Raw genomic sequence first — 15377 nt, 5'->3', positions numbered from 1 at the left:
GGCCCGCGATGGATAAGATGACGTCAGGTAGAGATGTGCTGTTTATCGCGGGCTTTGGTCCGATTACGACGTCGGCGCCGGACAGCGCCGCGCTTTACGTAGACACGCTGCAACTCTCTCCTAAAACCCTATCCCGATAACCCGGACTATCAGGTCACCAATGTGCTGGAAGGGGTGAAACACTTTGCCCTCTGGCCGTTGGCGCAGGCCAGTCAATCTTGCTTCGGCGACGAGCGCTGGCCTGAACAGTACCCCATTCCCCAGAGCTGGCTGGCGTTCGAGGTGAAGGATCTCGCCGCGGCCACGCTGCGGCTTAAACAGCAGGGAGTTCCACTGTTGGTGGACGAACGGCGGGAGCCTTGGCAACAGCGGGCGACGTGATTTCGCAGCCCGGTGGGTATGCTGGTGGGGCTCACCGTGACGCCGTGGCTGCGTCAGCCTGACGATATCGTAGGTTAACGTTTCCCCCTACTGCTCATTGGTTTGCATGCGCCGGGCGGCCTCCGCTTTCAGCGCGCTGCGGTCGATCTTGTTGGTGCCCGCCAGTGGAAAGCGGTCGAGCAGCCAGATACGGCGGGGATGCAGGTAGGCCGCGCCGTGCGTCAACGCAAAGGCCTTGAGCGACGCTTCGTCACACTGACGGCCCGGACGTAAAATGACCCAGGCGACCGGTTTGGCCCCTTTAATCTCATCCTCCACCGGCACCACGCAGGCCTGTTGCACGTCCGGGTGACGCTCCAGCAGCTGCTCCNCCTCGCTCGGATAGATATTTTCCCCTCCGCAGACAAACATATCGTCATGACGACCGACAAAGGTGTAAAAACCCGTCTCGTCGCGGCGGAATACGTCGCCGGTGCGGTAGTAGCCGTCCGGGGTGAACGGTGGGGTGATGTCCGGTCGCTGGTGGTAACCCTGCATCAACGCGGGACTGTTGATCTCCAACACGCCGTAGTCGGACAGCGCGCCATCCGCCGCCCTCAATCGTACTTGCACCTGTGGATGCGGGTAACCGGTCGCCAGCGGGGGCGGCTCCAGCCCTTCGGGATGCGGCCCGAAAACCACCGGGCCGCCCTCCGTCGTCCCATAGGCGTTGATGATGCGGGCGGTGGGCAGCAAACGGCGAATTTGCGCAAGCAGGCTGGCGCTGACCGGCGCCGATCCCATCCGCACCACCCGCACGCAGGTCAAATCGCTGTTCGCCAATAGCGCTTTTTCGCGCAGCATCATGGCGATCATCGGCGGCACGGCGGTCAGCCAGCTACAGCGGAAGTCGTGAATGGCGCGAATGTAGGCCGGGGCGGTGAACTGCGGCAGGATCACCGCGCTGACGCCGCTGGACAGAGACAACAAGATCAATGCCAGCGCATTCATATGGTAGAACGGCGCGGCGATCAGTAGCCGTTCATCCAGCAGTTCGCCCGCGTCACGGCGGGTCTGGACGACCCACAGATGACTGTCGTGCGTCAGACGCACGCCTTTGGGCATGCCGCTGGAGCCGGAGGTATACAGCAGCAGCGCCAGATCCTGCGGTCGCGCCTGATAGGGGGTTAATGGTCCGGGCTCGGCAAACGCGCGCAGCGCATCGTCGCTAAGAGCGATACGCGGCAGCGCGGGCGGAAGGCGGCCTCGCTGCGCATCGTCACCGAACGCCAGCACGGCGCCGCTGTCTCGCAGAATGGCGTGCAGGGTGTCGGTCGGCAGTTTGATATTAACCGGAACCGCCACCAGCCCGGCGCGCAGAATGCCAAGCAGCGCGGCGACGTAAGGCACGGAGTTCAGCGCCACTATCGCCACCCGGCTGCCGGGCTCGAACCCCCGCGCCAGCAGCGCGCGACCGATCGCGTCGGCCTGGTGATTAAGCTGCGCATAGCTGCAGGTGAGGGCGGGACCTTCTTCCTGCGGGGCAATGAGCGCCGGGAGCGGGCTGTCGCGCAAATCTGCATTCAGCGCGCCGAGGTTGCGATCGGTCATGGCAGAAACTCGAAGAGGTTGTTGAACATCGGGAGCGCGACGACAAGTCGCTCAGGCCGTTCGCTGACCGGCAGTCCGAGCGTCCGCGCGCTTGCGGCGATCTGCTTGCGATCGCCGCCGTGAAAGCGAAGCGCCGCGAACTGGCTGTCGCGCCCGGCGTCGAGGGCGATCAGGGAGGCGTAGCGCTGCGCGAAGGTGTCATGACTGAGAAACGCCAGCGAAAATCTGGGCGTTAGCGCACCCAGCGCCCGGTATTGCTGCGCCAGCGCGTCCGGATCGCGGCCAACCACGGTCAACTGCCCGATGCGCGCGACGCCGTTCGGATGCCGAAGCCAGTCGTCGCGCCAGACTAGCTCCGGCGTATGGTGCTGGCAGAAGTAGAGGCGTCCGGCGCTGAAGCGGCCAGCGGCGAGGTGCACAGTGCTGAAACGCGCGGCCTGCACGCGCCCGTCCAGCGTGACGGGGCGCGAGAAGTGGCTGACCGGCAGGGTGGCGAATCCCGCCTTCTGTAGCCTGGCGGCGCTGGCGTCGATGTCCTGGCTGCCAAACACCAGTCCGTCCAGACCGCCCGGCCCGTCCAACAGTTCCCGTCGTTGAGGCGGTTCGTCCGGCGGCAGACCGAGCACTTCCAGATAGTGTCCGTCGAACATCAGCAGATGGTTGATTGACCCCAGCGAGTGGCGGCCGCGCGGCGTAAGCGTGAAGCCCAACTGTTGCAGCAGGAACGCCGCGCGGTCGGTATCGAACCGCGCGNTGAGCACCACATGGTCAAGGGTAAGCGTCATCGTCAGCGCCTCACGCGGTCGCGGTGGAATACAGGCCGCGGCCGCTGGCCACCAGACGACCCTCGCTGTCGAACAGCTCGGCTTCGGCGCAGGAGACCTGTTTGCCGAGCTTGATCACCCGACCCCTGGCGCGCAGGTCGCCGCGCGCCGGGCGGTGATAGTCCACATGCAGGTTTAGCGTGGGCACGCCGCGACCGGTAAAGGCCACCAGCGCCCAGTCGGCGGTGAGGTCGACGAGGGCCGCCAGAATGCCGCCGTGGGTGTAGCCGCCCGCCGGATTCACAACCCACTCTTCACGCCAGCGCGCGGTGAGCTCAATCTCGCCGTCGCCGACGGCGATGACGCTCAGGCCGAGCCATTGATGGTAGGGCCCCGCCAGCAGGCGGGTCTGAACGTCGGCGAGCGTTAAGGGGGAAGAGGACTGCGTCATGGGCATTACCTTATTCGTTGGGGGACGCCCTCAGGGCGTGACGATAACCTTGCCGAGGACTTCGCGATCGCGGATCAGCCTTAGCCCTTCAGCCGCCTGTTCCAGCGGGACGATGCGGTCGATCAGCGGGTCAATATCGCCGCGCGCGACTTTATCGATGAGGGTGACCAAATCTTCTTGGTAGAAGCTGTTGGAGCCTTTGATGTTCAGCTCGAAGCTCCACACGTAGCGTAAATCCTCCTGCGGGTCGTATCCGGCGGTCGCACCGCAGACCAGCAGCAGGCCGCCGCGTTTCAGGCAGCGCAGCGACGGACGCCAGGTCTCTCCGCCGGTGAAGTTGATGACCACGTCCACGCCGCCTTCATAGGTGCGTCGCTGGGGCTTGCCGTAGGTGGCGATCGCCCAGCGGGAGAAGTCGGTTTCCCGATAATTCACGACGTGGTCGGCGCCCAGCGCCCGCAGCGCCTCGCCTTTTTCATCACTGCCCGCGCAGGCGATAACCTCCGCGCCCAGTTGTTTCGCCAGCACCACGCAAGCGGAGCCGACGCCGCCGCTGGCGCCGAGGATCAGCACACGGTCGCCCGCCTTGACGGTGTGGTGGGTGATCAGCATTCGATGCGCGGTGCCGTAGGCGACCGGCAGTGCCGCCGCCTGAGCGAAGCTGACGCGGTCGGGGAGGGCGATCAGCTGCGCGGCGTCGACCAGCGCATACTCGGCCATGCCGCCGTCGATCATTTCGCCCATCAGTCCGACGTTCGGTTTAAGCGGGTTGACCAGCACGCGGTCGCCCACGCGCCAGCTTTCGACGCCCTCGCCGATCTCGCTGATCGTGCCCGCCAGATCCAGACCGGGCACGACCGGCAGCGGTAGGGTGATCCCCGGCATGCCTTGTACGGTGAAGACATCGTGATAGTTGAACGACGAGGCGCCGACGCGCAGCACGACGTGGCCGGGTTGCGGCGTCGGCCGCGGATGCGTGTCGACGATCTGTAGCTGGTCGAGGTCGCCGTGCTGTGCCAGCACCAGCGCTTTCATGGTTTTGCTCACGGAGGGTCTCCTGTCGGCGGTTAGTTAGCCTGAGGGGCAAGGTTTTTTGACTGCTGATAAGGACCGGTCACAAACAGGTTGTCGTTCAACGCGCCCTTGATGGTGCCGCTTTCAAGGAACACCTTGTGCTGCAATTTCAGCGTGTCGATATCCGCCGGTTCGAACGACAGTCGGTTCATGCTCTGCCAGCGGCCGACGTAGACCTCGGCGTCTTTACGCGGCAGGTTGGCCTGGGTTTGCAGCAGCTGCGCCACCTGCTGCGGATGGTCCTGACCCCAGCTCAGCGTATCGCGCAGCGAGGCAATCACGCGGGCCACCGCCTCGGGATGCCGTTCGATAAATTCGCTGCGGACGGCGCCGACGCCGATGTAAGGCACGGCGTCGCTGTGCGTGATTTTTCGCCACTCGTCCGCAAAGCTGCCGAGCGACCGGGTATGCAGGTCGCCCAGTTGCCCAATCGTCACCGAACGCAGCGCGGCGGCATCCNCCTGTTTTTGCGACAGGAACTGCGCCAGACGTGATTCGTTGCCCCCGACCAGCGAGAAGTCCGCCGGTTTGATGCCGTAGTTGCGGCTGAGGATGGCGCTGGCGATCACCGCCACCGACGAGCCGGCGGGCGACATGCCGATCTTTTTGCCTTTCAACTGGTCAAGCGAACTGATGGGGGAGTCGGCAGGGACGACAAATTGCACGTCGGCGGGCTGCGTGGCGGCGAAAATCTTCACCGGCACACCCTCGGCGGCCGTGCTGAAAATCCCGGCCAGCGGCGCGCCGAAGGCCAGATCGATAGAGCCGGAGGCCAACGCTTTCACCGGCGCGTTCACGTCGGGAAAGTGAATGAACTCGGCGTCGATGCCGTGACGCGCCAGAAATTCAGTGCTTTCCAACACGGCGCCGTACCCGAGGCTGACGCCGCTGGTCCAGTAGCCGATGCGGACTTTCTCCGCCGCCGAGGCGGCCTGGGCGAACAGCGCCCCCGCGACCATCAGAGTCGCGACCACGTTCATTTTCATGATGTTATTCCCGGGTCAGTTTTTTCCAGCGGAACAAACGGCGTTCCAGCGGTTTAAGGATGCCCCCCTCGAGCAGCAGCATGAGAGAGACCAGCAGCACCGTCCAGGCGAAGACCTGATCGGTTTGTACCAGATCGCCCGCCTGACGCAGGCGGTAGCCGATGCCGTTCGACGCCCCCAGCGTCTCGGCTNCCAGCGAGACGCGCCAGCCGAAGCCGAAGGCCAGCCGCGCGCCGGAAAAGAAGTAGGGCAAGATCGTGGGCAGGTAAATTTTTAGCAGCGTCTGCCTGCGGTTCATGCGGAAACTGCGCGCCAGTTCGAGGTACTGCGACTCCACCGTTTGCGCGCCCTGCCAGACGTTAGTCAGGATCAGCGGCATCGCGGTCATGAACACCACGAACACCGTCGTCGCGTTGGAGATGCCAAACCAGATGATGGCGAAAATCGCCCAGATGGCCGAAGAGACGCTGTTGAAGACCGACAGCAGCGGCTCGAAGAACTGCGCCAGACGTCGACTTGCGCCGAGCGCCAACCCTAACGGCGTGCCGACCAGCGNCGCGAAACCAAAACCCATCGCCACGCGGGACAGCGTGATGCCGACATCCTCCGGTAGCGTGCCGTTCCGCCACAGTAGGGCGAGCGCCTGCGCGGTTTTTTCCGGACCCGGCAGGATGAAGGCGGGCAGTCGCAGCGCCACTAACCACCACGCCAGCAGAAACATCGCCAGCAGAATGACACGCTGTACTATCAGCGTGGACAGCGTACGCGTGGGCATCATGTCAGACCTCCATCCGCAGCAGGCGGACCTGTTCGCTGACCGCCTGACTGGTTGGCAGACGCGGACGCGACAGCGCAATGTGCTGAATGTGGTGGATGCGGCCGGGGTTGGGTTTGAATACCATGACCCGATTCGCCAGTACCACGGCTTCCTCGACCTCGTGCGTCACCAGCACGATAGCCATCTCGGTCAGGCGTTGGATCCGCAGGATTTCGTCGTGCATGGCGCTGCGTGTTTGCGGGTCCAGCTTGGAGAAGGGTTCGTCCATCAGCAGAATTTCCGGCTGCGTCACCAGACTGCGCGCCAGCGCCACCCGGCTGCGCATGCCGCCGGAGAGCTGATGGGGCCAGTAGCGGGCGAAGGCGGACAGCCCCACCAGCTCCAGCGCTTCGGTGACCCGCCGACGCCGTTCCTCCGGGCGGAGGCGCAGCGTTTCCAGGCCGAAATTCACGTTCTGCTGAACGGTGCGCCAGGGCAGCAGGCGATCTTCCTGAAACAGATAGCCGATGCGCTGCCAGTGCCGAAAGCGCGCGGCGGGTTCGCCCTGAATCGTCAGCGTGCCGCTGTCGGCATCCTCCAGCCCAGACAGAATGTTCAGGAGAGTGCTTTTCCCACAGCCGGAGGGGCCGAGCAGCGCCAGAATTTCTCCCTGACCGAGCGTCAGCGACACGTCGGACAGCACCGACAGTTCGCCGAAGGTTTTATAGATGCCTCGCGCCTCAAGCGGAGAGGCGAGCGCGATGTCGTGCCGTCTGGTGCTCATCACTGAAGTCTCCGTTCAAGGAGCGGCAGCACCGCGCCGTCGCGGCTTAGCGTGGCGTAGACTTTGTCCAGCGTCATCGCCTGGAAAGTTTCGATATGGCGGCGGGCGATCAGCTCCACCCGTTTGGCGTCGCCCTGACTAAACGCTTCGATCATCGCGTTGTGGTCGTGCTTGATTTCCGGCTTGGTGCCTTGCACGTTGAAGCCCAGCGCCACCAGCCGGGCCATTTCGTCCATCAGGCTCGATAGCATGGCGATCAAATGGTGGTTGCCGGAGGCCTGAGCGATGGTCAGGTGAAAGCGTTTGTTGGCGTTCATGAAGACGTCGATTTGTCGGGAGAGCGGCGCGCGGATCTCTTCCCGGCAGGCGGCTTCCAGACGGCGGAGTTCATCAATATCGACCCGGCCCACCGCCAGCCGGGCGGCCAGCGGCTCCAGTTGAGCGCGAATGGTGAAAATCTCCTCCACGTCTTGCACTGTGACCGGCGCAATCTGATACCCCTTACGCGGACGGGAGCGGATCAGGTTTTCGTGACACAGCCGCGCCAGCGCCACCCGGCAGGTACTCTTACCGATGTCGTAACGCGCCATCAGCGCCTGTTCGGTGATCATGGCGCCCGGCAGCAATTGGCAGCACAGCACATCGCGTCGGATACGCTCCCAAGCGCTATCGGCCTGAGATTGCGGTGCGCGGTCTTTCGCCTGCAATATCGCCATCTGGAGATCCTCAATGGACTCTGTGAGCGGCTCACAGAAAGGAGTTGGGACGCTTAATTGAGGGTCAGTCTATGAAGCGGAAAATAGAACCACCACTAAGAAATATGGCGATAGATATGCACATAACGTCTTAACTGAGCAGCCCAGATAAAGACCCGTTCGGAATCAACAGGACGCGCACAGCGGTCCGTCATCCGCAGAACCCGAGACGGTTTTGATACAGAAAAATAAGGGGTACGCGCTGAAAACAAGGGAAGCTCGGGGCAGTAAGACTGTCGCCGTCGGGATAACGGCGACCTTAATTCGTAGGGGGTGTTTGCGAAGACGGTGAGGAACGACCGTCAGGCGGTTTGGCGATGCAGATTCAAGGCCAGCTGCCGCTGCGTTTGAGCGATAGCTTCGCGCAGCAATTGTCGGTCATGGTGGTGTGGAACGTCAGCCGCCGCCAGCGGTTGCTGTATCACCAGGCGATCCGTCAGGGCCTCGGTGTTCATCTGTGGCGCCAGGATCACGGCGTCGATCATCCGGCGGCCGACTTTGCTCTCAATCATCTCAATCTGATGCGATATCGTGAGCTGCGAGGCCGCCGGGCTGAGTTCCTGATCCAGATTGGCGATATACACCATCGGCGCGTTGCTGTGGTAAAGCGCGACGGTCAGATCCTCCAGCAGCAGCAAGGGCATCAAACTGGTCAGGAAACTGCCGGGGCCGATGAGCAGTAAATCGGCGTTGGCGATGGCGTCCACCGCTTCACGCGTAGTGGTGACGGCGGGAAACAGACGCAGGTCCTGCGGCAACGTCGCCAACTGGTCGACGGCGACCTCCCCGTACACCGGCAGCCCCTGCGCGTCCGTCGCCAGCAGATCGGCGGACTGCTCGGACATCGGGATGAGTTCGGCGTCAATCTGCAGCAGGTTGCGGATGAGATTGATCGCCTCTAGCGGACGGACGCTGAGATTGTCCAGCGCCTTGAGCATCAGATTGCCCAGATTGTGTCCGGCCAGTTCGCCGCTGCCGCCGAAGCGGTATTCGAACATCGCGGATGCCGTGCTGGGCGTAGTGATCAGCTGATTGAGGCAATTGCGGGTATCGCCCCAGGCGATGCCGCCTTCGGAACGGCGGATACGCCCTGTCGAGCCGCCGTTATCGGTGGTGGTGACGATACCGGTCAGGCGCGAGCCGAGAAAAGAGAGTGAAGACATAACGCGTCCCAGACCGTGCCCCCCTCCTAAAGCCACCACGCGCTGGAGGTCGGTCAATGTGAGATTACGCATAGATGCCTCACCCAATAAAATAAATAAAAAAACGTAGCGGATATATATCACACTGCCCGCCGGTCGCGCATCACGCACGAGGCAAATCGTGCTGAAAAAGGGGAACGGCGCTGTTTCGCGTGAGCCGCCGCCCTGATGTCGCCAGAAAACCGGGCAAGCAACGAGGGGCGATCCCGACCGGTCAGGCCTCGTCGGCGAAATAGGTGAAAAATACGCTATATACAAACATATATACCGCATTTTCAGTGACTATTCGCCAATATTGGCGATAGACTCTATGCTGAAATCACGGTTTTTCTGACGCCCTCACCCACGGCGGCAGCGAGATCAAAACTCCTAGCCTGAATGCCTACGTTATGCCCGGTCGCGTAATAGGGCGCTCAGGCCGTGGCCCCCTCGGCCACCAGGGTGCGCGTAGAAATGCCCGCATCTCCCGTATTTGGAAAGGTGTTTATGGTGAATCAACTGACCGACGCGTTTGCGCGCAAGTTCTATTACCTGCGCCTGTCGATTACGGACGTCTGCAATTTTCGTTGCACCTACTGCCTGCCCGATGGCTACCGCCCCCAGGGCGCGACGCCGCGTCGCTTTCTGTCGCTGGATGAAATCCGCCGCGTCAGTCGGGCGTTTGCCGCAATGGGGACGGAAAAAGTGCGGCTGACGGGGGGCGAACCTTCGCTGCGCCGTGATTTTATCGACATCATTGCGGCCGTGCGGGAAAATCCGTCGATCCGAACCCTTGCCGTGACCACCAACGGCTATCGGCTCGCGCGTGAGGCAGCGCGTTGGCGCGAGGCCGGTCTGACCCACATTAACGTCAGCGTAGACAGCCTCGACCCACGACAATTTCACGCCATTACCGGACAGGACAAGTTCCGCGAGGTCATGGCGGGCATCGACGCCGCGTTTGCCGCAGGCTTCCCCAAGGTCAAAATCAACACGGTGCTGATGCGGGACGTCAACGACGGCAGCCTGAACACCTTTCTGGACTGGATTAAGCCGCGACCGATACAACTGCGCTTCATTGAGCTGATGGAAACCGGTGAAGGGCGCGATCTGTTCCGCCGTCACCACGTCTCCGGCCAGACGATCCGCGATCGGCTCTTGCAACAAGGCTGGCAGCCGCAGGCGCGTCAGCGCAGCGACGGGCCCGCCCAGACGTTCGCTCACCCTGACTATCAGGGGGAAGTGGGACTGATCATGCCGTATGAGAAAAACTTCTGCCAGAGCTGCAACCGGCTGCGCGTATCGGCGATAGGCAACCTTCATCTGTGCCTGTTCGGCGAACAGGGGATCCCGCTGCGGGATTTGCTGGCGGACGACAGCCAGCTGACGGCGCTGCAAGACCGCATCGCGGGCGGCCTGAGGCTGAAAAAAGAGACGCATTTTCTGCACGAAGGCGACAGCGGCATCACGCCCAATCTATCTTTTATTGGCGGGTGAAACCGTTTAGAACGAAGAAGTAAGGAGAGAGTATGAGTAAGCCCAGTCAAGAATTTATCCCGCTGCAGATTGCGGTAATGACCGTGTCTTCGCGTCGGACCGAAGCTGACGACACCTCCGGCGACTATTTGCGTGAAGCCGCACAGGAAGCGGGACACCACATCGTCGCCAGCGCCATCGTGCCGGAAAATCTGTATCAGATTCGCGCCCGGGTTTCTGACTGGATCGCCAGCGAGAACGTGCAGGTGGTGCTGATTAACGGCGGCACCGGGTTTACCGAGGGCGATAAAGTGCCGGAGGCCATCAGCGTACTGTTTGACCGTGAAATGGCCGGATTCGGCGAGCTGTTCCGCATGGTGTCGTATGAAGACATCGGAACCGCGACGGTGCAGTCGCGCGCGCTGGCGGGGCTGGCTAACGGCACCGTAATTTTTGCGATGCCCGGATCTACTCGCGCCTGCCGCACCGCCTGGGAACGCGTGCTTCAGGAGCAGTTAGACGCGCGCCAGAAGCCCTGCAATGTCCACCCACATCTGAAAAAATAACCCTCATCATGACGCAACTGACGCACATTAATGCCGCCGGCGAAGCGGCGATGGTGGATGTTTCCGCCAAGGCCGACACGGTACGCGAAGCGCGCGCTGAAGCTTTTGTAGAAATGGCCCCTGAAACGCTGGCCATGATTATCGAGGGCCGCCATCACAAGGGCGATGTGTTCGCCACGGCGCGCATCGCCGGTATTCAGGCGGCGAAACGGACCTGGGACCTGATCCCGCTGTGTCATCCTCTACTGCTGACCAAAGTTGCGGTAGAGCTGGAAGCGCAGCCGGCGAACCATCGCGTGCGCATCGAATCGTTGTGCCGTCTTACCGGCAAGACCGGCGTGGAGATGGAAGCGCTGACGGCCGCCTCCGTGGCGGCGCTCACCATTTACGATATGTGTAAGGCGGTGCAGAAAGACATGGTTATCGGCCCCGTGCGACTGCTGGCGAAAAGCGGCGGTAAATCCGGCGATTTTCGGGCGGAGGACGCATGATCACGGTCCTGTTTTTCGCTCAGGTACGGGAGCTGGTGGGGACGGATCGCGAGACGCTGCCAGCGACCTTCCCAACGGTTTCCGCGTTGCGGCAGGCGTTGTGCGAACGCGGTGACCGTTGGGCGTTGGCGCTGGAAGACGGCAAGCTGCTGGCGGCGGTGAATCAGACGCTGGTGGCGATGGACCATTCGCTGCGTGACGGCGACGAGGTCGCCTTTTTCCCGCCGGTGACGGGAGGATGAAAATGGAAGCCACCCGCATTCGGGTCGGAGAGGCGGCATTCAGCGTGGGCGACGAGTATGCCTGGCTGGCCGCCTGTGATGAAGATGGCGCGGTCGTCACTTTCACCGGCAAAGTGCGCAACCATAATCTGGGCGAGAACGTGAGCGCCCTGACGCTGGAACATTACCCCGGTATGACTGAAAAAGCGCTGGCGGAGATCGTCGAGGAAGCGCGTGAACGCTGGCCGCTGCAACGCATCAGCGTCGTTCATCGCATCGGCGCGCTCTATCCCGGCGATGAAATCGTGTTCGTGGGCGTGACGGGCGCGCACCGGGGAGCGGCATTCGACGCGGCTGAGTTCATCATGGACCAGCTGAAAACCCGCGCGCCATTCTGGAAGCGCGAGTCAACGGACGAAGGCGAGCGGTGGGNGGCCTCGCGGGACAGCGATCGTCTGGCCGCCAAACGCTGGACGCGGTGACAAGCCCATGTCGGCGGTAGGGGACCGGGCGGTTGCGCGCCGATTTTGTGGTAAACTTTAGGTCGGAGGGCAATTATTTGCCTGGGATCGTTTACTCAACACAAAGGAAGCATCATGGATCGATATCCACGTTCCAATGACTCGATTGTTCAGCGTGCCGGTACCGGTATGCAGACCTATATGGCGCAAGTTTATGGTTGGATGACCTGCGGCCTGCTGCTGACGGCGTTTGTCGCCTGGTATGCGGCGAATACGCCCGCCGTGCTGAAGCTGGTTTTCTCCAGTCAGATCACTTTTTACGGACTGATTATCGCGCAGCTGGGCCTGGTCTTCGTGATTTCCGGCATGGTGAACCGTCTTAGCGGAACGGTGGCGACTGGTCTGTTCATGCTCTACTCGGCGCTGACCGGATTAACGCTGTCCAGCATTTTCATCGTCTACAGCGGCGGCTCTATCGCCAGCACCTTCGTCATTAGCGCGGGGATGTTCGGTGCGATGAGCCTCTACGGCTATGTGACCAAACGTGACCTGAGCGGTTTCGGCAGCATTCTGTTCATGGGGCTGATCGGCATCCTGTTGGCGACGTTGGTCAACATCTGGCTGAAAAGCGATGCGCTGACCCGCGCCGTCACTTATATCGGCGTGATCGTGTTCGTCGGGCTGACCGCCTACGACACGCAGAAGCTGAAAAATATCGGCGAGCAGCTGTCCCCTGATGATAAAGACGGCTTCCGTAAATACGCCATCGTCGGCGCGCTGACGCTGTATCTGGACTTCATTAACCTGTTCCTGATGATGCTGCGTCTGCTGGGCAACCGCCGCTAACCGCACAGCGAATGAAAACATCAACAGGGAGCTTAGGCTCCCTGTTTTTTTGTGCGTAAGCCAGAGGTGGCGATACCGCTTAGCGCGTTTCTTCCGGCAGCTCCGCCAGCGCTTGCAGGTTCTTCGCCCGCAGTTTTCTGGCGCGGCCTTCCAGCCACAGGTAAGGGCCGAGCGCGACGATCAGCGGGGCGATGTAGTAGAGCGCTCGATAGGCCAGCAGCGCGGCGATAATCTCCCCGTGAGTGAACGGCCTGCCCGCCAACAGCGCCAGAAATATCGCTTCTAGCACGCCAATGCCCGCGGGGACATTGGCGACCAGACAGGCGATGCTGGCGATCAGCAGGACGCCGAAAACCATAATAAAATCGGCTTTTTGCGCCAGCAGCAGCCAGATGATCCCGCCCATAATCAGCCAGTTCAGCGACGAAACCAGCAGCTGTAGGAAAGCCATTTTCAGTGACGGCAGCGAGAACTTCATGCCGCGAAACGAAAGACGACGACGGTGAGAAAAGGCGCATGACCACAGATAGGCCACGATCACGAGTAGCAGCGTGTAGCCGATCAGACGGAGAGCGACGTCGCCAATCACCCAGTTCCCCGGCATATGCAACGGGCCGAAGGCGAATACGCCGCCTGCGAGCAGGATATAACCCAGCCAGTTGGTGGCGATGCTGAGGGAAAACATTTTCGTGATGGTGCTGCTTTTCAGTCCCAGCCGGGAGTAGAGCCGAAAGCGCATTCCTACGCCGCCGACCCACGCGCCAAGCGTGAAATTGAACGCGTAGCAAATCATGGATACCAGCAGTACCTGCAGGCGGGGAAGCGGGTGGCGGCAGTAGGCGCGCCCAAGCAGGTCGTAAACGCCGTACAGCAGATAGCTGATCGCCACCAGACCGGCGATGAGATAGACCACCTGACGGTTGTAGGCCAGGATCGCATGCAGTACCTCTGTCCAATCCACGTTCTGCGCAAAGATGACCAACAGCACGACGACCGCAATGAGAAACAGCGCGGCGATACTCTTCTTGAGTAGCGTTTTCTTTTTGCGGCGACTGACCTTCATGATCGAGTGATCTCCTGTTGGGGGGTTAGTTCTTTTGTCGTCGCCTCGGTCGGCGACGTCTCTTCCGGGCTGAGCAATTTGAGTCGCTGCGTATGTGCGGGCAGCCAGCCTATCCATGCTGGAAAATGGCGCAAAAAGTGAAACACCAGCACGTTCTGCATCAGCCGCCAGTAGGATCGCTTAGGCAACTGGTCTGCCTCGACGCGTAGAGAGTCCTGCGTCATCAGCTCTTGCAGATGTTCGCGTAGCTGTCGGTTAAAGGCCCGATCATGAATCATCAGGTTGGCCTCCAGATTCAAGGCCAGACTCAGTGGATCCAGATTGCTGGAGCCGACGGTGGTCCATTTATCGTCCTGCAACGCGATTTTGCCGTGTAACGGGCGGCGGCGATATTCGTAGATCTCCACGCCGGCGCGCAACAGGTAGTGATACAGCATGCGAGCGCCGACCAGGACGATCGGCATATCGGGCTGCCCCTGCACGATAAGGCGCACGCGCACGCCGCGGCGGGCGGCTTTACGCATCGATCGCAGCAGACGATAGCCGGGAAAAAAGTAGGCGTTGGCGATCACGACCTCTCGTTTGGCCTGACGCAACATCGAGAGATAATGTTTTTCGATGTCATCGCGGTGGGAGGCGTTGTCGCGATAGACGAACAGCGCCTGCGCGTCGCCCGGATTGCGGTTGCGGACGGGGCGCCGGAAGCGGCTTTGCCACCAGCGTTTCGGCGGCTCTTCATGGGTCAAAACGTCCATGACATAGCGATAAATGTCTTGCACCACCGGTCCTCGGACTTTGACGGCATAGTCCTGTTTGGCTTCCGGACCGGAGTTGCTCATATGGTCCTCGGCGTAGTTGATGCCGCCGACCCAGGCGGCCGCGCCATCGACCACGACGATTTTACGATGCAGGCGACGGAATAGATTGGTGCGCATGCCGAGCAGTCGCGGGCGAGGGTCATAGAAGCGGACGTGGACGCCCGCCGCAATCATTGGCGCCAGAAAGCCGGCGGACAGATCGTGCGAGCCAAATCCGTCCGCCAGAACATCCACGCTGACGCCGCGCTGTGCGGCCTCGGCCAGCACGTCGCGCAGCTCGGCGCCGATCTCATCCTCGAACCAGATGAAGGTTTCCAGTATCACGTGGCGCCGGGCCTGGCGAATAGCGGAAAAAACGCTGGGATAGAAAGCGTCGCCGTTGATCAGCAGCTCGAACTGATTGTCATCACGCCATCTCGCTTTCATCCATTTTTCTCCTGGTAGAGCTGGAAGGCAAACCGCCGAAAGCGGGGGATTGCCCGTGACAAAGTATAGACTTTGGCATAGACGACGTCCCCAGATCCATCCTAAATTCAGCAGGATCGGACGGTTTCCGGCGTATCGTCAGGTATCAGGAAGGGGGCGATAACCCAGTCGTCCGAGACGCGGAGGTCCGTGGCGGCATAAAGGGAAAATGGCGCGGATAGCCCGGGCGCAGATAGCGTTAATTGACAAAAAAACACGGCGGAGGGCCGGTTTTCCTCCTCAAAGT

Annotated in this window: 17 protein-coding genes, 1 pseudogene and 1 riboswitch; of the genes and pseudogenes, 7 read left to right on the top strand and 11 right to left on the bottom strand. The window is 61.5% G+C overall.

What is annotated here, in order from left to right:
* Positions 1-8: 8 nt before the first annotated feature.
* Positions 9-381: pseudogene (locus SB13_RS11920) on the top strand (VOC family protein).
* Positions 382-468: 87 nt separating this feature from the next.
* Here the strand turns inward: SB13_RS11920 and SB13_RS11915 are convergent.
* The 9 genes from SB13_RS11915 to yvcK all read right to left on the bottom strand — a co-directional run bounded on the left by SB13_RS11915 (position 469) and on the right by yvcK (position 8777).
* Positions 469-1971 (bottom strand): class I adenylate-forming enzyme family protein, encoded by a 1503-nt coding sequence (locus SB13_RS11915; RefSeq protein ID WP_026740576.1) that lies wholly within the window; start codon positions 1969-1971, stop codon positions 469-471.
* The gene (locus SB13_RS11910) at positions 1968-2756 is read right to left on the bottom strand and encodes a VOC family protein (protein WP_026740575.1); all 789 of its coding nucleotides are present in this window, start codon (positions 2754-2756) and stop codon (positions 1968-1970) included. Before SB13_RS11910 ends, SB13_RS11915 begins: the two co-directional genes overlap by 4 nt.
* 10 nt (positions 2757-2766) lie before the next feature.
* Positions 2767-3186: a PaaI family thioesterase gene (locus SB13_RS11905; RefSeq protein ID WP_026740574.1), complete on the bottom strand. Its 420-nt coding sequence runs from the start codon at positions 3184-3186 to the stop codon at positions 2767-2769.
* Positions 3187-3216: 30 nt separating this feature from the next.
* On the bottom strand, positions 3217-4233 hold the full coding sequence (locus tag SB13_RS11900; protein WP_026740573.1) for a quinone oxidoreductase family protein: 1017 nt from the start codon (positions 4231-4233) through the stop codon (positions 3217-3219).
* 20 nt (positions 4234-4253) lie between these two features.
* Positions 4254-5219 carry an ABC transporter substrate-binding protein gene (locus SB13_RS11895; protein ID WP_463605559.1) on the bottom strand — a complete coding sequence of 322 codons (966 nt, stop codon included), beginning with the start codon at positions 5217-5219 and terminating at the stop codon, positions 4254-4256.
* A 31-nt stretch (positions 5220-5250) separates the two neighbouring features.
* Positions 5251-5820: an ABC transporter permease gene (locus tag SB13_RS11890; RefSeq protein ID WP_463605558.1), complete on the bottom strand. Its 570-nt coding sequence runs from the start codon at positions 5818-5820 to the stop codon at positions 5251-5253.
* A gap of 205 nt (positions 5821-6025) precedes the next feature.
* The gene (locus tag SB13_RS11885) at positions 6026-6787 is read right to left on the bottom strand and encodes an ABC transporter ATP-binding protein (RefSeq protein WP_026740570.1); all 762 of its coding nucleotides are present in this window, start codon (positions 6785-6787) and stop codon (positions 6026-6028) included.
* A complete protein-coding gene (locus SB13_RS11880) occupies positions 6787-7503 on the bottom strand; it encodes a GntR family transcriptional regulator (RefSeq protein WP_026740569.1) in 717 nt (238 codons plus the stop codon). Before SB13_RS11880 ends, SB13_RS11885 begins: the two co-directional genes overlap by 1 nt.
* Before the next feature lie 341 nt (positions 7504-7844).
* Complete coding sequence (yvcK, locus tag SB13_RS11875; RefSeq protein WP_026740568.1) at positions 7845-8777, bottom strand: uridine diphosphate-N-acetylglucosamine-binding protein YvcK; 933 nt, start codon at positions 8775-8777, stop codon at positions 7845-7847.
* Positions 8778-9098: 321 nt separating this feature from the next.
* A riboswitch (molybdenum cofactor riboswitch) is annotated at positions 9099-9243 on the top strand.
* Here yvcK and moaA point away from each other — a divergent pair.
* From moaA to SB13_RS11845, 6 genes are all read left to right on the top strand, one after another.
* Positions 9231-10220, top strand: coding sequence for a GTP 3',8-cyclase MoaA (gene moaA, locus SB13_RS11870; RefSeq protein WP_026740567.1), 990 nt, complete (start codon positions 9231-9233; stop codon positions 10218-10220). Its footprint overlaps the riboswitch before it by 13 nt.
* Before the next feature lie 32 nt (positions 10221-10252).
* Entirely contained in the window at positions 10253-10765 is a 513-nt protein-coding gene (gene moaB / locus SB13_RS11865) for a molybdenum cofactor biosynthesis protein B (protein ID WP_026740566.1), read from the top strand.
* An 8-nt stretch (positions 10766-10773) separates the two neighbouring features.
* Positions 10774-11256 carry a cyclic pyranopterin monophosphate synthase MoaC gene (moaC, locus tag SB13_RS11860; RefSeq protein WP_026740565.1) on the top strand — a complete coding sequence of 161 codons (483 nt, stop codon included), beginning with the start codon at positions 10774-10776 and terminating at the stop codon, positions 11254-11256.
* Positions 11253-11498 (top strand): molybdopterin synthase sulfur carrier subunit, encoded by a 246-nt coding sequence (gene moaD / locus SB13_RS11855; protein ID WP_026740564.1) that lies wholly within the window; start codon positions 11253-11255, stop codon positions 11496-11498. The genes moaC and moaD overlap by 4 nt, the downstream gene beginning before the upstream one ends.
* 2 nt (positions 11499-11500) lie before the next feature.
* Positions 11501-11959, top strand: a complete 459-nt coding sequence (moaE, locus tag SB13_RS11850) for a molybdopterin synthase catalytic subunit MoaE (RefSeq protein ID WP_026740563.1) — start codon at positions 11501-11503, stop codon at positions 11957-11959.
* Positions 11960-12073: 114 nt separating this feature from the next.
* Positions 12074-12784: a Bax inhibitor-1/YccA family protein gene (locus tag SB13_RS11845; RefSeq protein ID WP_026740562.1), complete on the top strand. Its 711-nt coding sequence runs from the start codon at positions 12074-12076 to the stop codon at positions 12782-12784.
* 79 nt (positions 12785-12863) lie between these two features.
* Here SB13_RS11845 and SB13_RS11840 read toward each other — a convergent pair whose 3' ends face one another.
* Positions 12864-13847 carry a lysylphosphatidylglycerol synthase domain-containing protein gene (locus tag SB13_RS11840; protein ID WP_026740561.1) on the bottom strand — a complete coding sequence of 328 codons (984 nt, stop codon included), beginning with the start codon at positions 13845-13847 and terminating at the stop codon, positions 12864-12866.
* Entirely contained in the window at positions 13844-15091 is a 1248-nt protein-coding gene (clsB, locus tag SB13_RS11835; protein WP_026740560.1) for a cardiolipin synthase ClsB, read from the bottom strand. Before clsB ends, SB13_RS11840 begins: the two co-directional genes overlap by 4 nt.
* Between the last annotated feature and the right edge of the window lie 286 nt (positions 15092-15377).

Origin of the sequence: Lonsdalea quercina subsp. quercina, from assembly GCF_000688695.1 — a bacterium.
In the GTDB taxonomy this organism is placed as follows: domain Bacteria; phylum Pseudomonadota; class Gammaproteobacteria; order Enterobacterales; family Enterobacteriaceae; genus Lonsdalea; species Lonsdalea quercina_D.
Note: the sequence above shows the minus strand (reverse complement) of the source record. Positions and strands in the feature narration are given on the sequence as shown.

Excerpts from the sequence above, each read along its gene's own strand:
- SB13_RS11905 (WP_026740574.1), bottom strand. The coding sequence starts at position 3,186 with ATGACGCAGTCCTCTTCCCCCTTAACGCTCGCCGACGTTCAGACCCGC.
- SB13_RS11885 (WP_026740570.1), bottom strand. The coding sequence starts at position 6,787 with ATGAGCACCAGACGGCACGACATCGCGCTCGCCTCTCCGCTTGAGGCG.
- SB13_RS11880 (WP_026740569.1), bottom strand. The coding sequence starts at position 7,503 with ATGGCGATATTGCAGGCGAAAGACCGCGCACCGCAATCTCAGGCCGAT.
- yvcK (WP_026740568.1), bottom strand. The coding sequence starts at position 8,777 with ATGCGTAATCTCACATTGACCGACCTCCAGCGCGTGGTGGCTTTAGGA.
- moaA (WP_026740567.1), top strand. The coding sequence starts at position 9,231 with ATGGTGAATCAACTGACCGACGCGTTTGCGCGCAAGTTCTATTACCTG.
- moaB (WP_026740566.1), top strand. The coding sequence starts at position 10,253 with ATGAGTAAGCCCAGTCAAGAATTTATCCCGCTGCAGATTGCGGTAATG.
- moaC (WP_026740565.1), top strand. The coding sequence starts at position 10,774 with ATGACGCAACTGACGCACATTAATGCCGCCGGCGAAGCGGCGATGGTG.
- moaD (WP_026740564.1), top strand. The coding sequence starts at position 11,253 with ATGATCACGGTCCTGTTTTTCGCTCAGGTACGGGAGCTGGTGGGGACG.
- SB13_RS11845 (WP_026740562.1), top strand. The coding sequence starts at position 12,074 with ATGGATCGATATCCACGTTCCAATGACTCGATTGTTCAGCGTGCCGGT.
- SB13_RS11840 (WP_026740561.1), bottom strand. The coding sequence starts at position 13,847 with ATGAAGGTCAGTCGCCGCAAAAAGAAAACGCTACTCAAGAAGAGTATC.
- clsB (WP_026740560.1), bottom strand. The coding sequence starts at position 15,091 with ATGAAAGCGAGATGGCGTGATGACAATCAGTTCGAGCTGCTGATCAAC.